General features: G+C 35.5%; 14 protein-coding genes. 5 read left to right on the top strand and 9 right to left on the bottom strand.

Going from position 1 to position 15,769, the window contains the following annotated elements:
- Window positions 1-95: 95 nt before the first annotated feature.
- From rlmD to AB1284_RS00495, 5 genes are all read right to left on the bottom strand, one after another.
- Window positions 96-1,481, bottom strand: a complete 1,386-nt coding sequence (gene rlmD, locus AB1284_RS00515) for a 23S rRNA (uracil(1939)-C(5))-methyltransferase RlmD (protein ID WP_429752493.1) — start codon at window positions 1,479-1,481, stop codon at window positions 96-98.
- Between the two features lie 10 nt (window positions 1,482-1,491).
- Entirely contained in the window at window positions 1,492-2,355 is an 864-nt protein-coding gene (locus AB1284_RS00510; RefSeq protein WP_429752495.1) for a DNA-3-methyladenine glycosylase family protein, read from the bottom strand.
- 58 nt (window positions 2,356-2,413) lie between these two features.
- Window positions 2,414-3,196, bottom strand: a complete 783-nt coding sequence (pdaA, locus tag AB1284_RS00505; RefSeq protein ID WP_429752497.1) for a delta-lactam-biosynthetic de-N-acetylase — start codon at window positions 3,194-3,196, stop codon at window positions 2,414-2,416.
- A gap of 135 nt (window positions 3,197-3,331) precedes the next feature.
- Window positions 3,332-4,858, bottom strand: a complete 1,527-nt coding sequence (fumA, locus tag AB1284_RS00500) for a class I fumarate hydratase (protein WP_429752499.1) — start codon at window positions 4,856-4,858, stop codon at window positions 3,332-3,334.
- A gap of 117 nt (window positions 4,859-4,975) precedes the next feature.
- Entirely contained in the window at window positions 4,976-5,158 is a 183-nt protein-coding gene (locus AB1284_RS00495) for an SE1561 family protein (RefSeq protein WP_251229065.1), read from the bottom strand.
- 438 nt (window positions 5,159-5,596) lie between these two features.
- On the opposite strand from AB1284_RS00495, the gene yfkAB reads away from it, so the two are divergent.
- Complete coding sequence (gene yfkAB, locus AB1284_RS00490) at window positions 5,597-6,724, top strand: radical SAM/CxCxxxxC motif protein YfkAB (protein WP_429752501.1); 1,128 nt, start codon at window positions 5,597-5,599, stop codon at window positions 6,722-6,724.
- Window positions 6,725-6,911: 187 nt separating this feature from the next.
- Here yfkAB and AB1284_RS00485 read toward each other — a convergent pair whose 3' ends face one another.
- The 3 genes from AB1284_RS00485 to AB1284_RS00475 all read right to left on the bottom strand — a co-directional run bounded on the left by AB1284_RS00485 (window position 6,912) and on the right by AB1284_RS00475 (window position 10,300).
- Window positions 6,912-7,709, bottom strand: coding sequence for a YfkD family protein (locus AB1284_RS00485; protein WP_429752502.1), 798 nt, complete (start codon window positions 7,707-7,709; stop codon window positions 6,912-6,914).
- A gap of 180 nt (window positions 7,710-7,889) precedes the next feature.
- On the bottom strand, window positions 7,890-8,948 hold the full coding sequence (cax, locus tag AB1284_RS00480; protein WP_429752503.1) for a calcium/proton exchanger: 1,059 nt from the start codon (window positions 8,946-8,948) through the stop codon (window positions 7,890-7,892).
- A 233-nt stretch (window positions 8,949-9,181) separates the two neighbouring features.
- Window positions 9,182-10,300 (bottom strand): RNA-guided endonuclease InsQ/TnpB family protein, encoded by a 1,119-nt coding sequence (locus AB1284_RS00475; RefSeq protein ID WP_429752505.1) that lies wholly within the window; start codon window positions 10,298-10,300, stop codon window positions 9,182-9,184.
- Window positions 10,301-10,658: 358 nt separating this feature from the next.
- Here AB1284_RS00475 and AB1284_RS00470 point away from each other — a divergent pair, with 358 nt between their 5' ends.
- From AB1284_RS00470 to AB1284_RS00460, 3 genes are all read left to right on the top strand, one after another.
- Complete coding sequence (locus tag AB1284_RS00470) at window positions 10,659-11,075, top strand: pyridoxamine 5'-phosphate oxidase family protein (protein WP_429752507.1); 417 nt, start codon at window positions 10,659-10,661, stop codon at window positions 11,073-11,075.
- Window positions 11,076-11,236: 161 nt separating this feature from the next.
- On the top strand, window positions 11,237-11,383 hold the full coding sequence (locus AB1284_RS00465) for a BH0509 family protein (RefSeq protein ID WP_028411195.1): 147 nt from the start codon (window positions 11,237-11,239) through the stop codon (window positions 11,381-11,383).
- A gap of 69 nt (window positions 11,384-11,452) precedes the next feature.
- Window positions 11,453-11,881, top strand: a complete 429-nt coding sequence (locus AB1284_RS00460) for an EamA family transporter (RefSeq protein WP_429752509.1) — start codon at window positions 11,453-11,455, stop codon at window positions 11,879-11,881.
- A gap of 70 nt (window positions 11,882-11,951) precedes the next feature.
- On the opposite strand, the gene AB1284_RS00455 is transcribed toward AB1284_RS00460, so the two are convergent.
- On the bottom strand, window positions 11,952-12,554 hold the full coding sequence (locus tag AB1284_RS00455; protein ID WP_429752511.1) for a DedA family protein: 603 nt from the start codon (window positions 12,552-12,554) through the stop codon (window positions 11,952-11,954).
- 364 nt (window positions 12,555-12,918) lie between these two features.
- On the opposite strand from AB1284_RS00455, the gene AB1284_RS00450 reads away from it, so the two are divergent.
- A complete protein-coding gene (locus AB1284_RS00450; protein WP_429752513.1) occupies window positions 12,919-15,717 on the top strand; it encodes a dynamin family protein in 2,799 nt (932 codons plus the stop codon).
- The last annotated feature ends 52 nt before the right edge of the window (window positions 15,718-15,769 follow it).

The raw sequence follows: 15,769 nt of genomic DNA, 5'->3' as shown, positions 1-15,769 counted from the left end.
TCATTTACTTATAGTACGGTTCACCGTAATGAATCCTGAATAAAAATTAGGCCTTATCGATTTTTCGATAAGACCTATCCTTCACTGCCACATTTTTAACTTTCTTTTCTAACAAGCCTTACTACATTCTCAACATGCGCCGTATGCGGGAACATATCAACCGGTTGTACATACTCCACTTTATAACTCTTCATTAATGTTTTCACATCACGTGCCAGCGATGATGGGTTACACGATACATACACAACTTTTTTAGGGCTTACTTTTAAAATTGTTTCAAGTAATTTATCGTCACAACCTGTACGCGGAGGATCAACAACAATGACATCTGGACGCCATCCTTCTTTCACCCATTTTGGTAACCATTGTTCCGCTTTTCCAGCTTCGTACTTTGTATTTGTAAACCCGTGACGCTTCGCATTTTTCTTCGCATCTTCAATCGCTTCTGGAATGACATCCATTCCGCGTACTTCCGCTGCATCGTTTGCAAGCCAAAGTCCAATTGTACCAACGCCGCAATAAGCATCTACAATTTTTTCTTTTCCTGCTAAAGCAGCTGCTTTTTTCGCTTCGTTGTACAAAACAACTGTTTGTTCAGGGTTCAACTGGAAAAATGCGCGTGCAGATAATTCAAACGATAAGTCACCAAGCGTTTCTTGAATCACTTCGTTTCCAGCCAAACGGAAAGTTTTATCACCAAAAATAACTGATGTTTTACGACCATTCACATTTTGCATAATCGATTTTACAGATGGCATTTGTTTCTGTACTTCTGCAATAAACTGCTCTTTATTTGGCAATTCTTCTTTTGTCGTAATTAATGTAACTTGTACTTCCCCTGTTTGAATTGCAGCACGTGTCACAATTGTACGTACAAGACCTTTTTGTTTTCTCTCATTGTAAATAGAAATGTTCAATTTTTCTAGTATACGTCTTACTACTTTTGTTGCTTCGTTCGTTGCTTTATGTTGAATCATACAATGAGAAATATCAATTAAGCGGTGTGAGTTTTGTTCATATAACCCTGTAATGACTTTTTCATCTTTACGACCTACTTGCAATTGACTTTTATTGCGATAATGCCACGGATCTCCCATACCAAGTGTCGGACGAATATCCGCTTCCATACTTCCGTTCATATACTTTTCAAATGCTTGTACAACAATATCACGTTTTTGATTCAACTGCTCTTGATAATCTAAATGTTGCAGCTGACAACCGCCACATTCATCGTATACAGGACATGGTGGCTTCACACGATGCGGTGAAGCTTTACGAATTTTTTTCACTTTTGCTTCTGCAAAACCACGTTGAATTTTCGTTGTCTCTGCAACAACTTCCTCTCCCGGTAATGCTCCTGGAATGAAGACAACTTGTCTCTTAAAGTAACCTACGCCCTCTCCGTTAATTCCGAGACGTTTAATTGTCACAGGAAACGTTTGGCCAACTTCCAACTTACTCTCATGTTGTTTTTGTATCATTGTTACACCTCTACTCTATACTTTTCCATAAATATAATGATGCATAACTGCAATATGGCTCACATTCTTGTTTCATTCGTTCTAAAAATACGTCATCTGGCTTTTGTTCTAACTGAAACAACTGTTGAAGCGCGCGTTGAATTCCGATATCTGCTTTTGGAAACATATTTTGACGTCCAAGCCCGAACAGTAAGAAATTTTGTACGGTCCATGCCCCAATACCGCGCAGCGGTAATAGTTGTTCTCTAACCTCTTCGTCTGTTTTTCCCTCTAGCTCTTCTAAGTTTAACTTACCGTCCATAATATGTTTCGCAAGCCCAACGATATATTCTGCCTTCCGCTGACTAAATTTTTGATTTCTCAATTCTTCTACTGTAATATTTGCGACTTGTTCAGGTTTGGGAAAAAAGAAAACACCATGTTTCTCTGTTCCGTATGTTTTTACAAATTGTTCTGTGAGCTTTGTGGCAAATTTCAAATGAACTTGTTGATGAATAATGCAGCGAAGAAGACAAGAAAAATAATCAAACTCCAAAATAATTGGTGTATATGCAAATGTTTCAAAAAGCGGACGTAATGACGTGTTTATAAAATGATTTTGAATCTCATGAAAAGGTTGATTCCATTGGAAAATAGACGAAATACGCTTCATAATTTTATCTTGTTTGTCTGTTTGGCTAGAGATCCAAAATTGTGGCTGTTCCATTGTTCCCTTTCCTTGTACACGTACAACAAGTTGTTCTTCATCTATGCTAAGCGGAACATGAATTGTTTTATCTTCTAGATTAACGACATTTAATGGATCAAAAGATAATCGCTTTAACACTTCTTCAAAACGATACGGGTATTCTAACGTAATTTGTTCGCTCCACATGCATTCCTCATCCTTTTTACACATCATTATAGCATGAGAAAACCGCAAGCATACATGCTTACGGTTGATTGCCTTTTACTAAATCATCTAAGCTTTTAAAATGATACCCTTTCCCGCGTAAATCATCAATGATTTTCGCTAGTGCTTCTGTGTTATCTTTGGAAACAGAGTGCAATAAAATAATAGCCCCGGGGTGAATCATATTCATAACATTATTATGGGCATATTGCCAGCCTCTTTGCTGATCTACTTTCCAATCCAGAAAAGCAAGTGACCAAAATACATTATAATAGCCCTGTTCTTTTGCAAGTGCTAATGTACGCTCACTAAAAATCCCGCGTGGCGGCCTTACATATCGTACTTCTTTTTGTCCTGTTACCTTCTTAATTTCCTCTGTTACAATTTGCAGTTCTTCACGAAGCTTTGTGTCATTTACCGTTGTAAAGTCCGGATGACTTTGTGAGTGGTTTCCAATAATATGCCCTTCATCTGCCATTCTTTTCAATAAATCTGGTTGGCTTTTTATATAATGTCCTGTTACAAAAAACGTTGCTGGTACCTTCTTTTCTTTTAACACATCAAGAATCTTTCCTGTAAAGCCATTTTCATACCCATTATCAAACGTTAAGTAAATATCTTTTTTCTTTGTATCCCCTAAATAAAATCCTCCATTTTTTTGCAGCAGCTCTGTAAATTTCTGACCAGCATCCGGAGGCGTTTCATTCTTCGCACGTGGAATCCCCCAATGATTCGGTGTATTCACATAAGCAAACACAGAAGCTGGAACAAGTACCATCATAATTGAAAAGATAATACTGATGTATAACCAATTACGCTTCATTTATATGCTCCTTTTCATATAGAATCGTACTTGTAGTTTCTGTGACCGCGATTTGTTTCATGCTGAACACGTTTTTCCATTTATGCCAATACAAAGAAAGAGCATCTCCATTATTGGAAATGCTCTTCATCTTTCTTATTTAAATACTGGCTCTTTAAACGTTGCTAATTTCTCTAAAGATGTTTTATCAACATCTGCATGTAAGCTATTACCATGAGAATCCATCGTTACAACTGCTTTGAATCCTTCTATACGTAAATGCCACATTGCCTCTGGAATACCAAATTGTAAGAAATCAACATCTTTTACTTCTTTAATACACTCTGCATAATACTGTGCTGCACCGCCAATTGCATTTAAATATACGCCGCCATGCTCATTTAATGCTGCCAATGTTTTTGCACCCATACCGCCTTTACCAATAACAGCACGAATACCAAATTTCTTCATAATATCGCCTTGGTAAGGTTCTTCACGAATACTTGTTGTTGGTCCTGCCGCTTTAATTTTCCAATTGTCGTTTTCATCTTTTACAACAACTGGTCCGCAGTGATAAATAACTTGTCCGTTTAAATCAACCGGGCAATCGTTATCCATTAAGTGTTTATGAATCGCATCACGGCCTGTGTACATCATACCGTTAATCGTTACAACGTCGCCAACGCGAAGTTCACGAATTTGCTCTTCTGTAATTGGAGCTTGCAGGACGATTTCACGTTGCGTATTTGCATCTTCCTTCGCTTCCTCGTGTTTTAACGTATCTTCACCTTCTTGATATAACCAGTCCATAATTTCACCTGATTCTGGGTGAATCGTTACACCTAAGCGGCGATATGCCCAACAGTTATACGCAACAGAAACATAGAAGCTAGCTGGAAGACGATTGTATACGCCAATTTTGCAGCCAAGCAATGTTGTTTCGCCGCCAAAGCCCATCGTTCCAATGCCAAGTTTATTCGCATTTTCCATAATATATTCTTCAAGCTGCTTCAATTCTGGGATTGGATTTTCATCATCTAATGTACGGAATAATTGGTTTTTCGCAAGCTCATAACCAGAAGTGCGATCTCCTCCGATACCAACACCAATTACACCAGCGCTGCATCCTTGTCCTTGTGCTTGATACACTGCATGAAGAAGACATTTACGGATTCCTTCTAAATCACGACCAGCTCGTCCTAACCCTTCTAGTTCACAAGGTAAGCTATATTGAATATTTTTATTTTCACAGCCACCGCCTTTTAAAATAAGACGTGCATCAATATAATCTTTTTCCCATTGCTCAAACTTAATAACAGGTGTTCCCGGTCCTAAGTTATTTCCGCTATTATCGCCAAAAAGAGAATCAACAGAGTTTGGGCGAAGCTTCCCGTCTTTTGTTGCTTGTTCAATTGCTTGATAGATCGCTTCTTTAATGTGTAATTGATTTACACCAACTGGTGTGTAAACTTTAAAAGTTGGCATCCCTGTGTCTTGGCAAATTGGCGAAATATTGTCATCTGCCATTTTAATGTTATTTGTAATTGTGCCAAGCGCCATTGCTGAACGAGTTCCTGCATTTTCTCGTTCTTTCGCTTGTTGAATTGCACGGCGAACATCTTTCGGTAAATTCGTCGACGTTGCAACAATTAGTTGATACATGCTTTCTTGAAGCTTTTTCATCATTACTTCCCCCTCAATTGTGAACGCTACCAAAACGCTTTAAAAAATTTCACAGTTTGATTATACATCTTTTTTTGTATTGCTTCTAACAAAAAAGAATCAGCAATTTGCTGATTCTTACTCACCTTTTTTAAATTGCTCGCATTTAAATTCAATATCATCTAACATTTCAAGAAGACGATCCACATCTTCTAGTTCTACATCTTCTGGTTCAATTGTATCAATAACCTCTATAAACATATTTAAACGTTCTTTCAAATATACTAATTGTGAATCTTTATCATAAGTAGCATTTCCCATAGGTGCTCTCTCCTTTTTATTCGAGTTATCCTAATTAGACTAAACATAAGTGTTCCTACATATTTACGAAAAATAACACACTTATACAACTCGATTGCTTCGATTCATATTCAGCATACTCATTGTTTGCTTGTTGAATCTTTATTTTATTATACAGCAAAAATGATTATTACGGTCATAAAATTTTCCCGTCAATTTGATTAAAATGGTTTATCCTGCTATTTGCCGACAGTAATCCTCATTCCTCAAAATTCAACATAAAGCAAAGAAATTAGGTATGAAGAAACCGCTGGCATATACACGATTGGTAAGAGCTTTCCATAAGTAGGGATGAAAAAACTCCCCACTTATGGAAGTTTCCCTTTATTAAAAAGCAATCTTCTTCTATCATAGAGAATGGACAAATTGTTATTTCAATAGTCAAAGGAGTATTTCATAATGAATACATCACAAAAAATGAAGCCGATTACTCCTTCTTATGATCCATGGGAAGCGTATATGGACCTTGAAGAGTACGGCAAATTATTATTAACAAACGTTGAGTTTACAACTACAACGTTATGCAATATGCGCTGTGAACATTGTGCTGTTGGTTATACATTACAGCCGAAAGATCCAAATCCACTTCCGCTTGATTTGTTATTACAACGATTAGATGAAATTCCTCATCTACGCTCTTTAAGTATTACAGGCGGCGAGCCAATGCTTTCAAAAAAATCCGTTGATAACTATGTAACACCGCTCTTAAAATATGCTCACGAACGTGGCGTTCGTACACAAATTAACTCTAACCTAACTATAGATTTGGCTCGTTATGAACAAATTGTTCCTTACTTAGATGTTTTGCACATTTCTCATAACTGGGGAACTATTGACGATTTCGTTGAAGGCGGATTTGCCATGATGGAACGCAAACCATCATATGAACAACGTGCCAAACTATTTGAACGTATGATTTCAAATAGTAAAGCATTATCAGAAGCGGGTGTTCTTGTTTCTGCTGAAACAATGCTAAATAAACGCACTCTTCCACACATTGAGCATATTCACCGTCAAATTGTTGAAGAGATGGGCTGCAAACGTCATGAAGTACATCCGATGTATCCAAGTGATTTTGCTAGTAATCTTGAAATTTTAACGAAAGATGAAATTCGCAGTGCAATTTCACACCTTCTTGATATTCGTGATGAAAATGTATGGATGTTATTTGGAACATTGCCATTCTATGCATGTAGCAATGACGAACGTGATTTAGAAGTATTCAAAAAGCTACATACAAGTAAAAACGTCACAGTACGTAATGATCCAGACGGTCGTTCTCGCTTAAATGTAAATATTTTTGACGGCAATATTATCGTTACAGATTTCGGTGACATTCCATTGCTTGGAAACATCCAAACGAACACATTGCAAGAAGCTTATGACAAGTGGTGCTCTTCACAAACAGCAAAAGAATTAAGCTGTCATTGTCCAGCCGTAAAATGCCTTGGACCAAATATTCTTGTGAAAAATAGTTATTACCCAACAGAAAACTTTTTAACAAAACAAGCAAATCTCACTCTATAAGTGGAAGAAAAAACGTCAGCGCAATATGCGCTGACGTTTTTTTATCCCGCCATTCGCGGGCAGTAAGACCCAACCTCAAGACTCAGAGACAAAGAAGATAGGTGGGGATAACTGCTGGCATACGCCCGATTGGTGAGGGCGTATGCCAGCAGTGGGAGATGATCTCCCCACTGCTGGAAGTTTCACTTTATTTTGGAGTAGGAGACGAAATAAACTTAAATGAAATATGATCTTGAATTGGTATGGAAGCTCCAATTCCCTGTGATGTTATATTTTTTATCATAAGTTTTCGCTGATTTCCTTTTAAGACAAGATATACTTCTCCAAATGTTACTTTTCCTTTTTCATTAACTGCTGGTGTATATGCATATAAGTATCCAAGTTGTTTCGGACTAATATTGTATACTCGTTCATGCTCAGTTCCATAACCAATAATTGTTTTAAACGAAAGAGGTAAGCGTACTTTTTCCATTGCTTTTAGTAGCATCATCTTCTTCACATCTTCCGCATCTTTAATGGAAGCAGTAAGTCCACCTTCCACAATTTTTTGTGCTTCTTGCTTATAGCGAAGCGGATAAAACCCCTGTACACCACGATTATCATGGAAATTCCGATTCACTTGTCGATATTCCCAATTCATTGTTGTCTCAGTTGATTCATAATTTAAAGGCCATTGTCCTAAATAAATTTTAGCTCGATATCCAACTGCAAGCGGTGCATTCGAAATGGAAGTTTCATTAAACATTCGAATTAAATCTGGATTCTCAATTTTTATTGGCGATGTTTCAAGCAATGTTTTTGCTAGTTCACTCGGTTGTAAACGCGGCAAATCTTGTGTTGGATTTGGATACGTATTTCCTTTTGAAATGTTTAAAACAGACGGTGGAATTTTCACATTCAGTTCTGTCTTTGCAAAGCTACTACAAGGAAATAAAAAGATAAACGAGAACATGATGATGAGACAAATACTGTACATTCGTTTCATCCGTAAAGCTCCTTCCTAATGGGACTATACTGTTATATTCTTTTCCGCACTCCTCTTTGTTATCCAAACTTTTTATCAAAAAATAGGCAGGAAAACTTCACTCGTGTTAAGCATCTACCAAAGGGGATACACGAGATCTCCCCCACTTCAAGATTCAAAGAAGAAAAGTGGCGGGATTTTTCATAATAAATAAAAACCGATACCCATAATAAAATATGCTGCAAGTAAGGTTAAGCCTTCAAACCAGTTCGTATCACCATCATTTGATATGGAAATTGTCAAAAATACAGCGGTAATCATTGCCACTAATTCCGGAAAAGTGAATATAAGAGGCATGTTTACTGCAAAAAATATAGAAATAATGACAAGTACAGGTGCAACAAACATTGCAATTTGTAATGTTGATCCAACTGCAATCTCAACGGCAATATTAATCTTATTTTTATAGGCCATAAGAATAGCCGATGCATGCTCTGCCGCATTTCCGACAATGGCAACGATGATAATTCCAATAAATAATTCACTCCAGCCAAATGCCTTTGCAACTGTTTCAAACGTATGTACAAGTGCTTCTGATACATAGGCAACTGCTGCTGTTGCAAGTGCTAAAATAAGCAATGCTCTTCCTTTTGACCATTCCGGCTCTTCATCGTGTTGTTCTAACTCTTCTTCTTTAGGCTGATATACACCTCGATGCGTGACAAGTTTAAAAAACAATGCTGCTAAATATAAAATAATCATAATGATTGAAATGCCAATACTAAGTTGAACTGTTTTCTCTGCGTTCATTTTCATTGAAAATATTTCTGGAATAACAAATGCAACAACAACTGCAAAAATTAATAAGGTTGAATTATGTCTTGCATCATATACATTAAAGCTTTGACGTTTATATTTTAGACCACCTACAAAAAAGGAAAGGCCCCCCACTAGCAATAGGTTGCCAAGAACAGAACCCGTTAACGAAGCGAGCACTACTTCAATTAATCCAGCTTGCAATGCAAAAATAGAAATAATAAGTTCAACCGCGTTACCAAATGTTGCATTTAGTAAACCACCGATACGCGGTCCTGATACAATCGACAAACTTTCTGTCGCTCTCCCCATAAAGCCAGCAAGCGCAATAATCGTAATACAATATACAGCAAACATAATTGTTTGTGGCCAGTGCATGACGTTACCAAGAATGGAAAACGGCACACCGATAACTACAACGAATAAAAAGATTTTATTAAACATCTTTTTCATCCTTCCAATTTTCATCAATTATCCTTTGTTTTATCATTATTCTTCTAACTTACCCAATTTTCATGATAATTACGTGTGAATAACCTCTCTTATCCACCTTACGGTCTGATGGCTTCCTGTTTCATAAATCGTTGCATAGTGGGGGGTCCCACTGCGTCTTACACAGTCTCCACATGCGTAGATTATACTGTTCGGACATAACCTTACCCTACAGTTTGTAGACTTTAGTTTGTGATAAGCAATTCTTCTAATCCTTTTTGTAAGATGTTCCGGCTCGCGTTATAGTCTCTATCCAATACCACTTTGCACTTTGTACAAATGTGAGTACGAATAGAAAGAGACTTCTTCACACGATTCCCACAAACAGAACAGTCTTGTGAAGTATACTTTGGTTCTACTTTGATCAGTACACCGCCATGACTTTCACATTTGTAAGCAAGCATGTTTCGAAACATTCCCCACCCAGCATCAGAAATAGACTTCGATAACTTTCTATTTTTAACCATGTTACGAATGTTCAAATTTTCTACAACGATAACGGAATACTCTTTCGCTAGATTGTAACTGAGTTTATGAAGAAAATCTCTGCGCTGGTTCGCTATCTTTTCATGCAGCTTACGAACACGCTCAACTTGTTTCATGAAGTTAGCAGAACCTTTTTTCTTCTTAGAAAGTTTCCTCTGTGCTTTCTTTAATTGTTTTTCTTTCTCACGGAGAAATCTAGGGTTTTCATATTCTAAACCATTAGAAAGAACGGCATACTTATGTAATCCCATGTCAATTCCTATCGCACGATTGGTATCGATATCAGATGGTGCCACTTGTCTTTCGACACAGAAAATAGCGTACCACCTTTTCCCTTGACGTTTTAGGATCAGTTGCTTGATTGTTCCTTCGAGTGGTCTATGAAGTAGGATATCTATTTCTCCCAATTTTTTATTGTATAACTTATTGTTATCAGAAAAAGACATCGCATAACGATGCTTTCCATTCGGTTTGAGTCCAAATTGTGGAAACGTCATACTATTGTAGTCCTTATACTTTTTCTGTTTTGGATATTTTGCATCTTTACGAAAGAAATTATCAAATGCTTTTTTCAGACGTGCAAAAAATTCTTGCAAAGGCTGAGAAGGCATTTCTTTTAGAAAAGGGTACGTATTCTTGTCCAATGTAAGTTGTCTTTGCATATCATAACGATCGTAATTTTCTTTGTTTTGCTTATATTTTCGTTCTTTGTCTAGTAAGGCAGAATTGTAGGTTTGACGACAATATTGTAACCAACGGTCTAACACTTCTTTTTGTGCTTCTGTTGGAAAGATTTCATATTTTTGATTCAACAACATTGTCTTCACCTCCCGTTGGTTTTGTCCTTGTGTTTCGATGTATTGTTTAGAACTTTTAATACTGCACCACCTACAGTCAACAAACAATAACCTTGAGACCAAAAGCATTCTTTACACGAATTCTATCTGATTTGAGGAAATTCCTTTTTCATTTTTTTGGCTTACGCCAACCAAAATTCATCCCCTCCCTACTCATTGCTTTTCACCCTTCTCGTTCCTTGAGGAATGAGAATTCTTTTGGAGATATGTTTAAAAAAGAGCATTGAAGAAAAAAGTAAGAGGAAACAAAACCAATTGAAATCTTACGAGAATTTCCCCTTAAAAAATATGAGTATTGACGAGGAAGGAGCATAAACAAATGCATATAAAAGAAAAAATAGCAAATATCATTCAAAATCAAAAAACAGGTGTACTGGCAACAATGCGTGACAACAAACCACATAGCTGCTTTATGATATTTTTTCATGAAGATTTTGTATTGTACGCTGCAACAGATCGCCATTCAAAAAAGATAGCAGATATAGAACAAAATCCAAATGTTCATATTTTACTTGGGCGAGAAGGAAAGAACTGGGATGAAGAGTATATTGAGGTAGAAGGAATCGCTTCTATTGAAGAAGACCATACATTAAAAAATAAATTCTGGACAAACAGCTTGAAACGTTGGTTACTTGGTCCTGAAGATCCAAATTACGTTTTAATAAAAATTAATCCTGAAACAATTTATTACATTGATAGTGCTGGTACAACGCAACCAGAATTTTTACGTCTATAGCAAAAAGAAACGAGATCTCACGAAATATGAGGTCTCGTTTTGTCGAAAAGTTCTTTTCCAAAAAAAATTGAAAAAGCTGGAACTTTATAAAGTTTCTGTTATATAATAGCATTAACTTAAATAAACTGTATTAAAACAGAGTGAGAGGGGAAATAAAAATGATGAAAAGAGAAGAACGGAAAAATATGATTGAGTTTATTGAAAAGAAAAAAGGAATTGAACGCGAAGAACTTATGTATATGACAGATGACGAAGTAGAACATATTTATAATGTGACATACTTCTTATATGAGGAAATTGCAGAATAATACAGAAGACCATTCCCTAACAGGAATGGTTTTTTTCATGTAAAATAATATATGATTGGAGGAATTTATATGAGCTCATGGTTATTATTCGCATTACTATCAGCAATCACAGCAGCGCTTGTATCTATCTTCGGAAAAATAGGACTAGAAGGAATTGATTCGAATGTTGCAACGACAATTCGTTCAATCATTATGGCCTTATTTATGGTTGGCGTTATTATCATCCAAGGAAAATTCCAAAATATCGGAGAAGTATTAGTAAATAAGAAAGCATTATTATTTATCACACTGAGCGGTGTAGCCGGTGCTTCTTCTTGGCTCTTTTACTTTCTCGCCTTAAAGACAGGAAAGGTTTCACAAGTAGCACCTGTTGATAAATTAAGCGTGGTCTTTTCGATTATCTTGGCTATGATTATTCTTGGTGAAAAATTAAGTTTCATGACCGGTATCGGTGTTCTCTTTATTACAACAGGCGTTCTTTTTATTGCTTTTAGTTAATAAAGAGAAACCTTCATTAGTGGAGGCTTACTGTCCACGAATAGCGGGATAAGAAAAACCGCTATATACATTAGCGGTTTTTCTTATCTTTTTGTATTTTTACATATGTATACACAAGCAAAGCGATGACGATTGAAATAATACTAATCCAAAATCCATATCGATGTAAATTGTACTCTACATCTCTCCACTTTTCTCCTAATTTCCAACCAAGCCCAATAAACACACTCACCCAAATCAAAGCACCGCTATACGCATATAAACAAAACTTACCCCATTTTAAGTTGGACATTCCTGCAAAATATGCAGTTAGCTGTCTGACACCAGGTAAAAAATAGCCAATCATTAGTAAAAAAAGACCATACTTCCCAAATAAAATATGAGTCCTTTCAATTTGTGCTTCTTTAATCCCCACTTTAGAACCATATTTTTTTAGTACAGGAAGTCCTAGTTTTAAACCGAGCATATAACTTAATGTAATCCCAAGTATAGCCCCAGTCATGCTGCTTATAAAAGCCTCTGTACCTGACATATATCCTCTTGAAATATTGTATCCGACAAATGTAAGTAAAAATTCATCTGGTATCGGTAATCCAACGATTCCTCCAGCAAGTGCAATAATAATTCCATAATAACCATAGTGTGCGATTAACTCACCAATATTTTGTTCCATTCGCACGACACATCCTATACGCTATCGTTATTCCACATTGTACCCTCTCTATCAATGAAGCAAACATGGCATACATATTCACTATACATTGTTTTTATGACGAACTCTATATACAATGTTACAACTTCATGGAGAATATTATATCCACATTAACTTATTAGGAAGACATAATGTTGTTTCACAACTGAAAGGAAATTGAAAAATAACTGAAACTTTTTGCATTAGAATTCAATCCTACTTAAAAATTGAAAGGAAAATGAAATTTTCCAAAAGAAAATCTTTGCTAAAATAAAAAGCATACAGACAAAAAAGTGTTGACACATGGAGGAAAACGTATTCTTTCAAGATATAGTGGGGGAAAAAAATGAGACTAGAAAAACAATTAATAAAAAAGATATATTATGAAACATTCCTATTGGAGAATGAAACACATCCACCTCTTCAAGTGCTTGGAGAAGCTTATTTAAACGAACAAAAAAATGAATTTTCCGATGGATCTTATATTCGTTTTGCTCAAGGTGAATTTTATTATCACCATCAAGATTTTGAATCAGCTATTTTTAAATGGGAGAAAGTCAATAATGAATTAGCATCATGGGCACAAAAAAATATTGCAGATGCTTACTTCGAACTTAACCAATTATCAGTTGCTGAAAATGTTTATACATCTATTACAACTGATAATAAAATACTTATGACCGAAATATCACTGCAATTACTCTCTCTTTACATCGAGCAAAATAAACTTGATTCAGCTTTCACCGTTATAAAAGAAGCGGTTTCTTTAAATCCCGATTATCCAAACGTTACAGCAATCGCTCGTTCCTTTTATGAAGAACAGCAGGATTTTGGCAGTGCAGTAGAGCTTGCTGTAAATGAGCTAATTCGAACAGAATCTTTCCCATGGTTTGAAGTTCTAAAAGAATATATTGATAAAGGATTTACGAAAACCATTTCACCAGATTATTTTTACGAAGTATTAACTACATTACATAATGTAGACCAAGTACAATTTACGCAAATTGTTTCATCGCTTTGGCAGAGCTATAAAAATGAACAAACTTATTTATTATGGCTTAAAACGATAAATAAATTTTTCTTACATATCGAAATACATTCGTCCGATATATGGGACAAAATTTCTTCTCTTTACGAAGAAACGTACTTTGAATTAATTCAAGGTCAATATATGCTGAGACAATTACACGATATCATTCCGAACCTATTAACAAATTGGTTAAAGGTAGCCAATCCGTCTTATTCTTTCTTTCCATCTGCAGCAGTATTGGCGTGGGATGAGATTTTCCCTTCCCAAATAGATTCAACAGATGTAGAACATGCAGAAAATAATCTATCATATTCTACCAATCATACAGATGGATTAGAGTATAGTTTACATCTTTTTGAATCTATTACACAGTGGGCACAAAGAAATGATTTAGAAATAGGCCATCGATTTAGATGGTTAGTTGGCGAGCTTGCAGATTTAAAAACAAATCGTCTTTTAGTAACAGGAACTTCAGGAAACGGAAAATCTTCATTTATTAACTCTATACTAGGAGAAAATATATTAGAAGACTCAAGCTCAAATGTAGTTGTCTTTAAAAATGATGATCATACCGAAATTAACGCCATAACAGATTCAGCAATTACAACGACTGAGGATTTCTCTGAATTCCATAACATGACGTCTATGCACCGCCAAACATATAGAGATAGAGCGTGTGTTGAATTTAAATTACCATGCAGATTTTTAAGTAAAAATAAACTTACATTCGTTGTTACACCTAGCTTTAGCAGAAACAACGATAGCAGAAATGAAACATTCGAATATTTACATTCGGTAGACGAATTATTATACGTATTGAATGCTGATTCACCTTTTACTGACAAAGAACGTGACATTCTATTAAGTATTCAAGAACATTCACCAAATCTACAAATTCATTTCTTATTAAATAAAATTGATAACATTTACAGTGAAGCAGAAGCAAAAAGAGTTATACATGATACGCAAGCGAGAATAAACACATATTTCCCGCATGCGAGAGTTTTCCCTTATTCTTCGTTATATACAAATAGTCAACAACTAAACGATTTAACTGAGTTTATTCATTTTAACTTTAACCATAAAAACATCGATACAGAACGCACTGAAAAGTTATTATCTTTCATTCGAAAAACAATCACATATCTTTTGGATAAACGAGTTGAGATGGAAAACGGCCTAGTGGATTCTATTAATTGGAATGAAGATATTTTAGTTAGACTAAATGGTTTCATTAATAATCTTACTGCTTTTGAGAAGGAAAAAATTCATTCTATTACAGAATCATATCGTACAATGAAAAACGAAATTACGAATGATATGACAGAACATATTCCGAAACTATTGCAAAGTTGTTCTGATTTAATTAGCGAAGAAAGCGATTTCGGGCACATTGATATTGAACTAAATAAAGCGATGAACGAAAGAGTTCAAAACTATTTAGAACAAACTGTGTTACCTAACCTTGCTCGCTCTATGCAAGATTGGATTGTAACTTCTAATAACGAGTTCCTTCAAAGTCAATCGTACTTAGAAGAAATCAGTGAAGGACTTAATTCTTTATGTGGAGAAAATCGAATACAGTTAGAATGTGACTTTAAAGTGCTCGATGATTGGCGTAGAGATACGGATAGAATGACAACTAGAATACAAATGGAAGAAGTGAATATCTTACGCCGATTTACACCAGCACAATTTTTACTGAAAAGTGCCGGTAAATTATTTGGAGTTCTTCCTAAAAATAAAACAATGCTATATAACAAATACACACAGTATTTAGAAAATGAAGATTATACCGATGTAACTGCTTCTATTATGAACAAATTTTTCTTGCAGTTTGAGCTATTTGAAAACGCACTGGAGCGGGATATTACTATGTTCTTCAGAAATCCATTTGGTACGTTAAAACAAGCTGTAGAAGACACACATTTAGAAATACAAGAAAAACAAAATACACTACATAAAATGAAATCAAGTCCTGAAGTTTATCATGATCCTATAACGCTCTTTGAATTGAGATTACGCCAGTATGAAGTAATCGTAAATATGGATAAGGATAATTCCTATACAGATTCAACTTTAGAAACAAGCATAGATGAAATATCCACCTTTTAAATTTCTCATATAGTAGTAAATAAGAACAAAAAAGCAGCCAATATTGGCTGCT

The organism is Bacillus sp. S2(2024), assembly GCF_050474045.1.
Lineage (GTDB): Bacteria > Bacillota > Bacilli > Bacillales > Bacillaceae_G > Bacillus_A > Bacillus_A yunxiaonensis.
Note: the sequence above shows the minus strand (reverse complement) of the source record. Positions and strands in the feature narration are given on the sequence as shown.

Coding starts and splice junctions, on each gene's coding strand:
- rlmD (WP_429752493.1), bottom strand. CDS start 1,481: ATGATACAAAAACAACATGAGAGTAAGTTGGAAGTTGGCCAAACGTTT.
- AB1284_RS00510 (WP_429752495.1), bottom strand. CDS start 2,355: ATGTGGAGCGAACAAATTACGTTAGAATACCCGTATCGTTTTGAAGAA.
- pdaA (WP_429752497.1), bottom strand. CDS start 3,196: ATGAAGCGTAATTGGTTATACATCAGTATTATCTTTTCAATTATGATG.
- fumA (WP_429752499.1), bottom strand. CDS start 4,858: ATGAAAAAGCTTCAAGAAAGCATGTATCAACTAATTGTTGCAACGTCG.
- AB1284_RS00495 (WP_251229065.1), bottom strand. CDS start 5,158: ATGGGAAATGCTACTTATGATAAAGATTCACAATTAGTATATTTGAAA.
- yfkAB (WP_429752501.1), top strand. CDS start 5,597: ATGAATACATCACAAAAAATGAAGCCGATTACTCCTTCTTATGATCCA.
- AB1284_RS00485 (WP_429752502.1), bottom strand. CDS start 7,709: ATGAAACGAATGTACAGTATTTGTCTCATCATCATGTTCTCGTTTATC.
- cax (WP_429752503.1), bottom strand. CDS start 8,948: ATGTTTAATAAAATCTTTTTATTCGTTGTAGTTATCGGTGTGCCGTTT.
- AB1284_RS00475 (WP_429752505.1), bottom strand. CDS start 10,300: ATGTTGTTGAATCAAAAATATGAAATCTTTCCAACAGAAGCACAAAAA.
- AB1284_RS00470 (WP_429752507.1), top strand. CDS start 10,659: ATGCATATAAAAGAAAAAATAGCAAATATCATTCAAAATCAAAAAACA.
- AB1284_RS00465 (WP_028411195.1), top strand. CDS start 11,237: ATGAAAAGAGAAGAACGGAAAAATATGATTGAGTTTATTGAAAAGAAA.
- AB1284_RS00460 (WP_429752509.1), top strand. CDS start 11,453: ATGAGCTCATGGTTATTATTCGCATTACTATCAGCAATCACAGCAGCG.
- AB1284_RS00455 (WP_429752511.1), bottom strand. CDS start 12,554: ATGGAACAAAATATTGGTGAGTTAATCGCACACTATGGTTATTATGGA.
- AB1284_RS00450 (WP_429752513.1), top strand. CDS start 12,919: ATGAGACTAGAAAAACAATTAATAAAAAAGATATATTATGAAACATTC.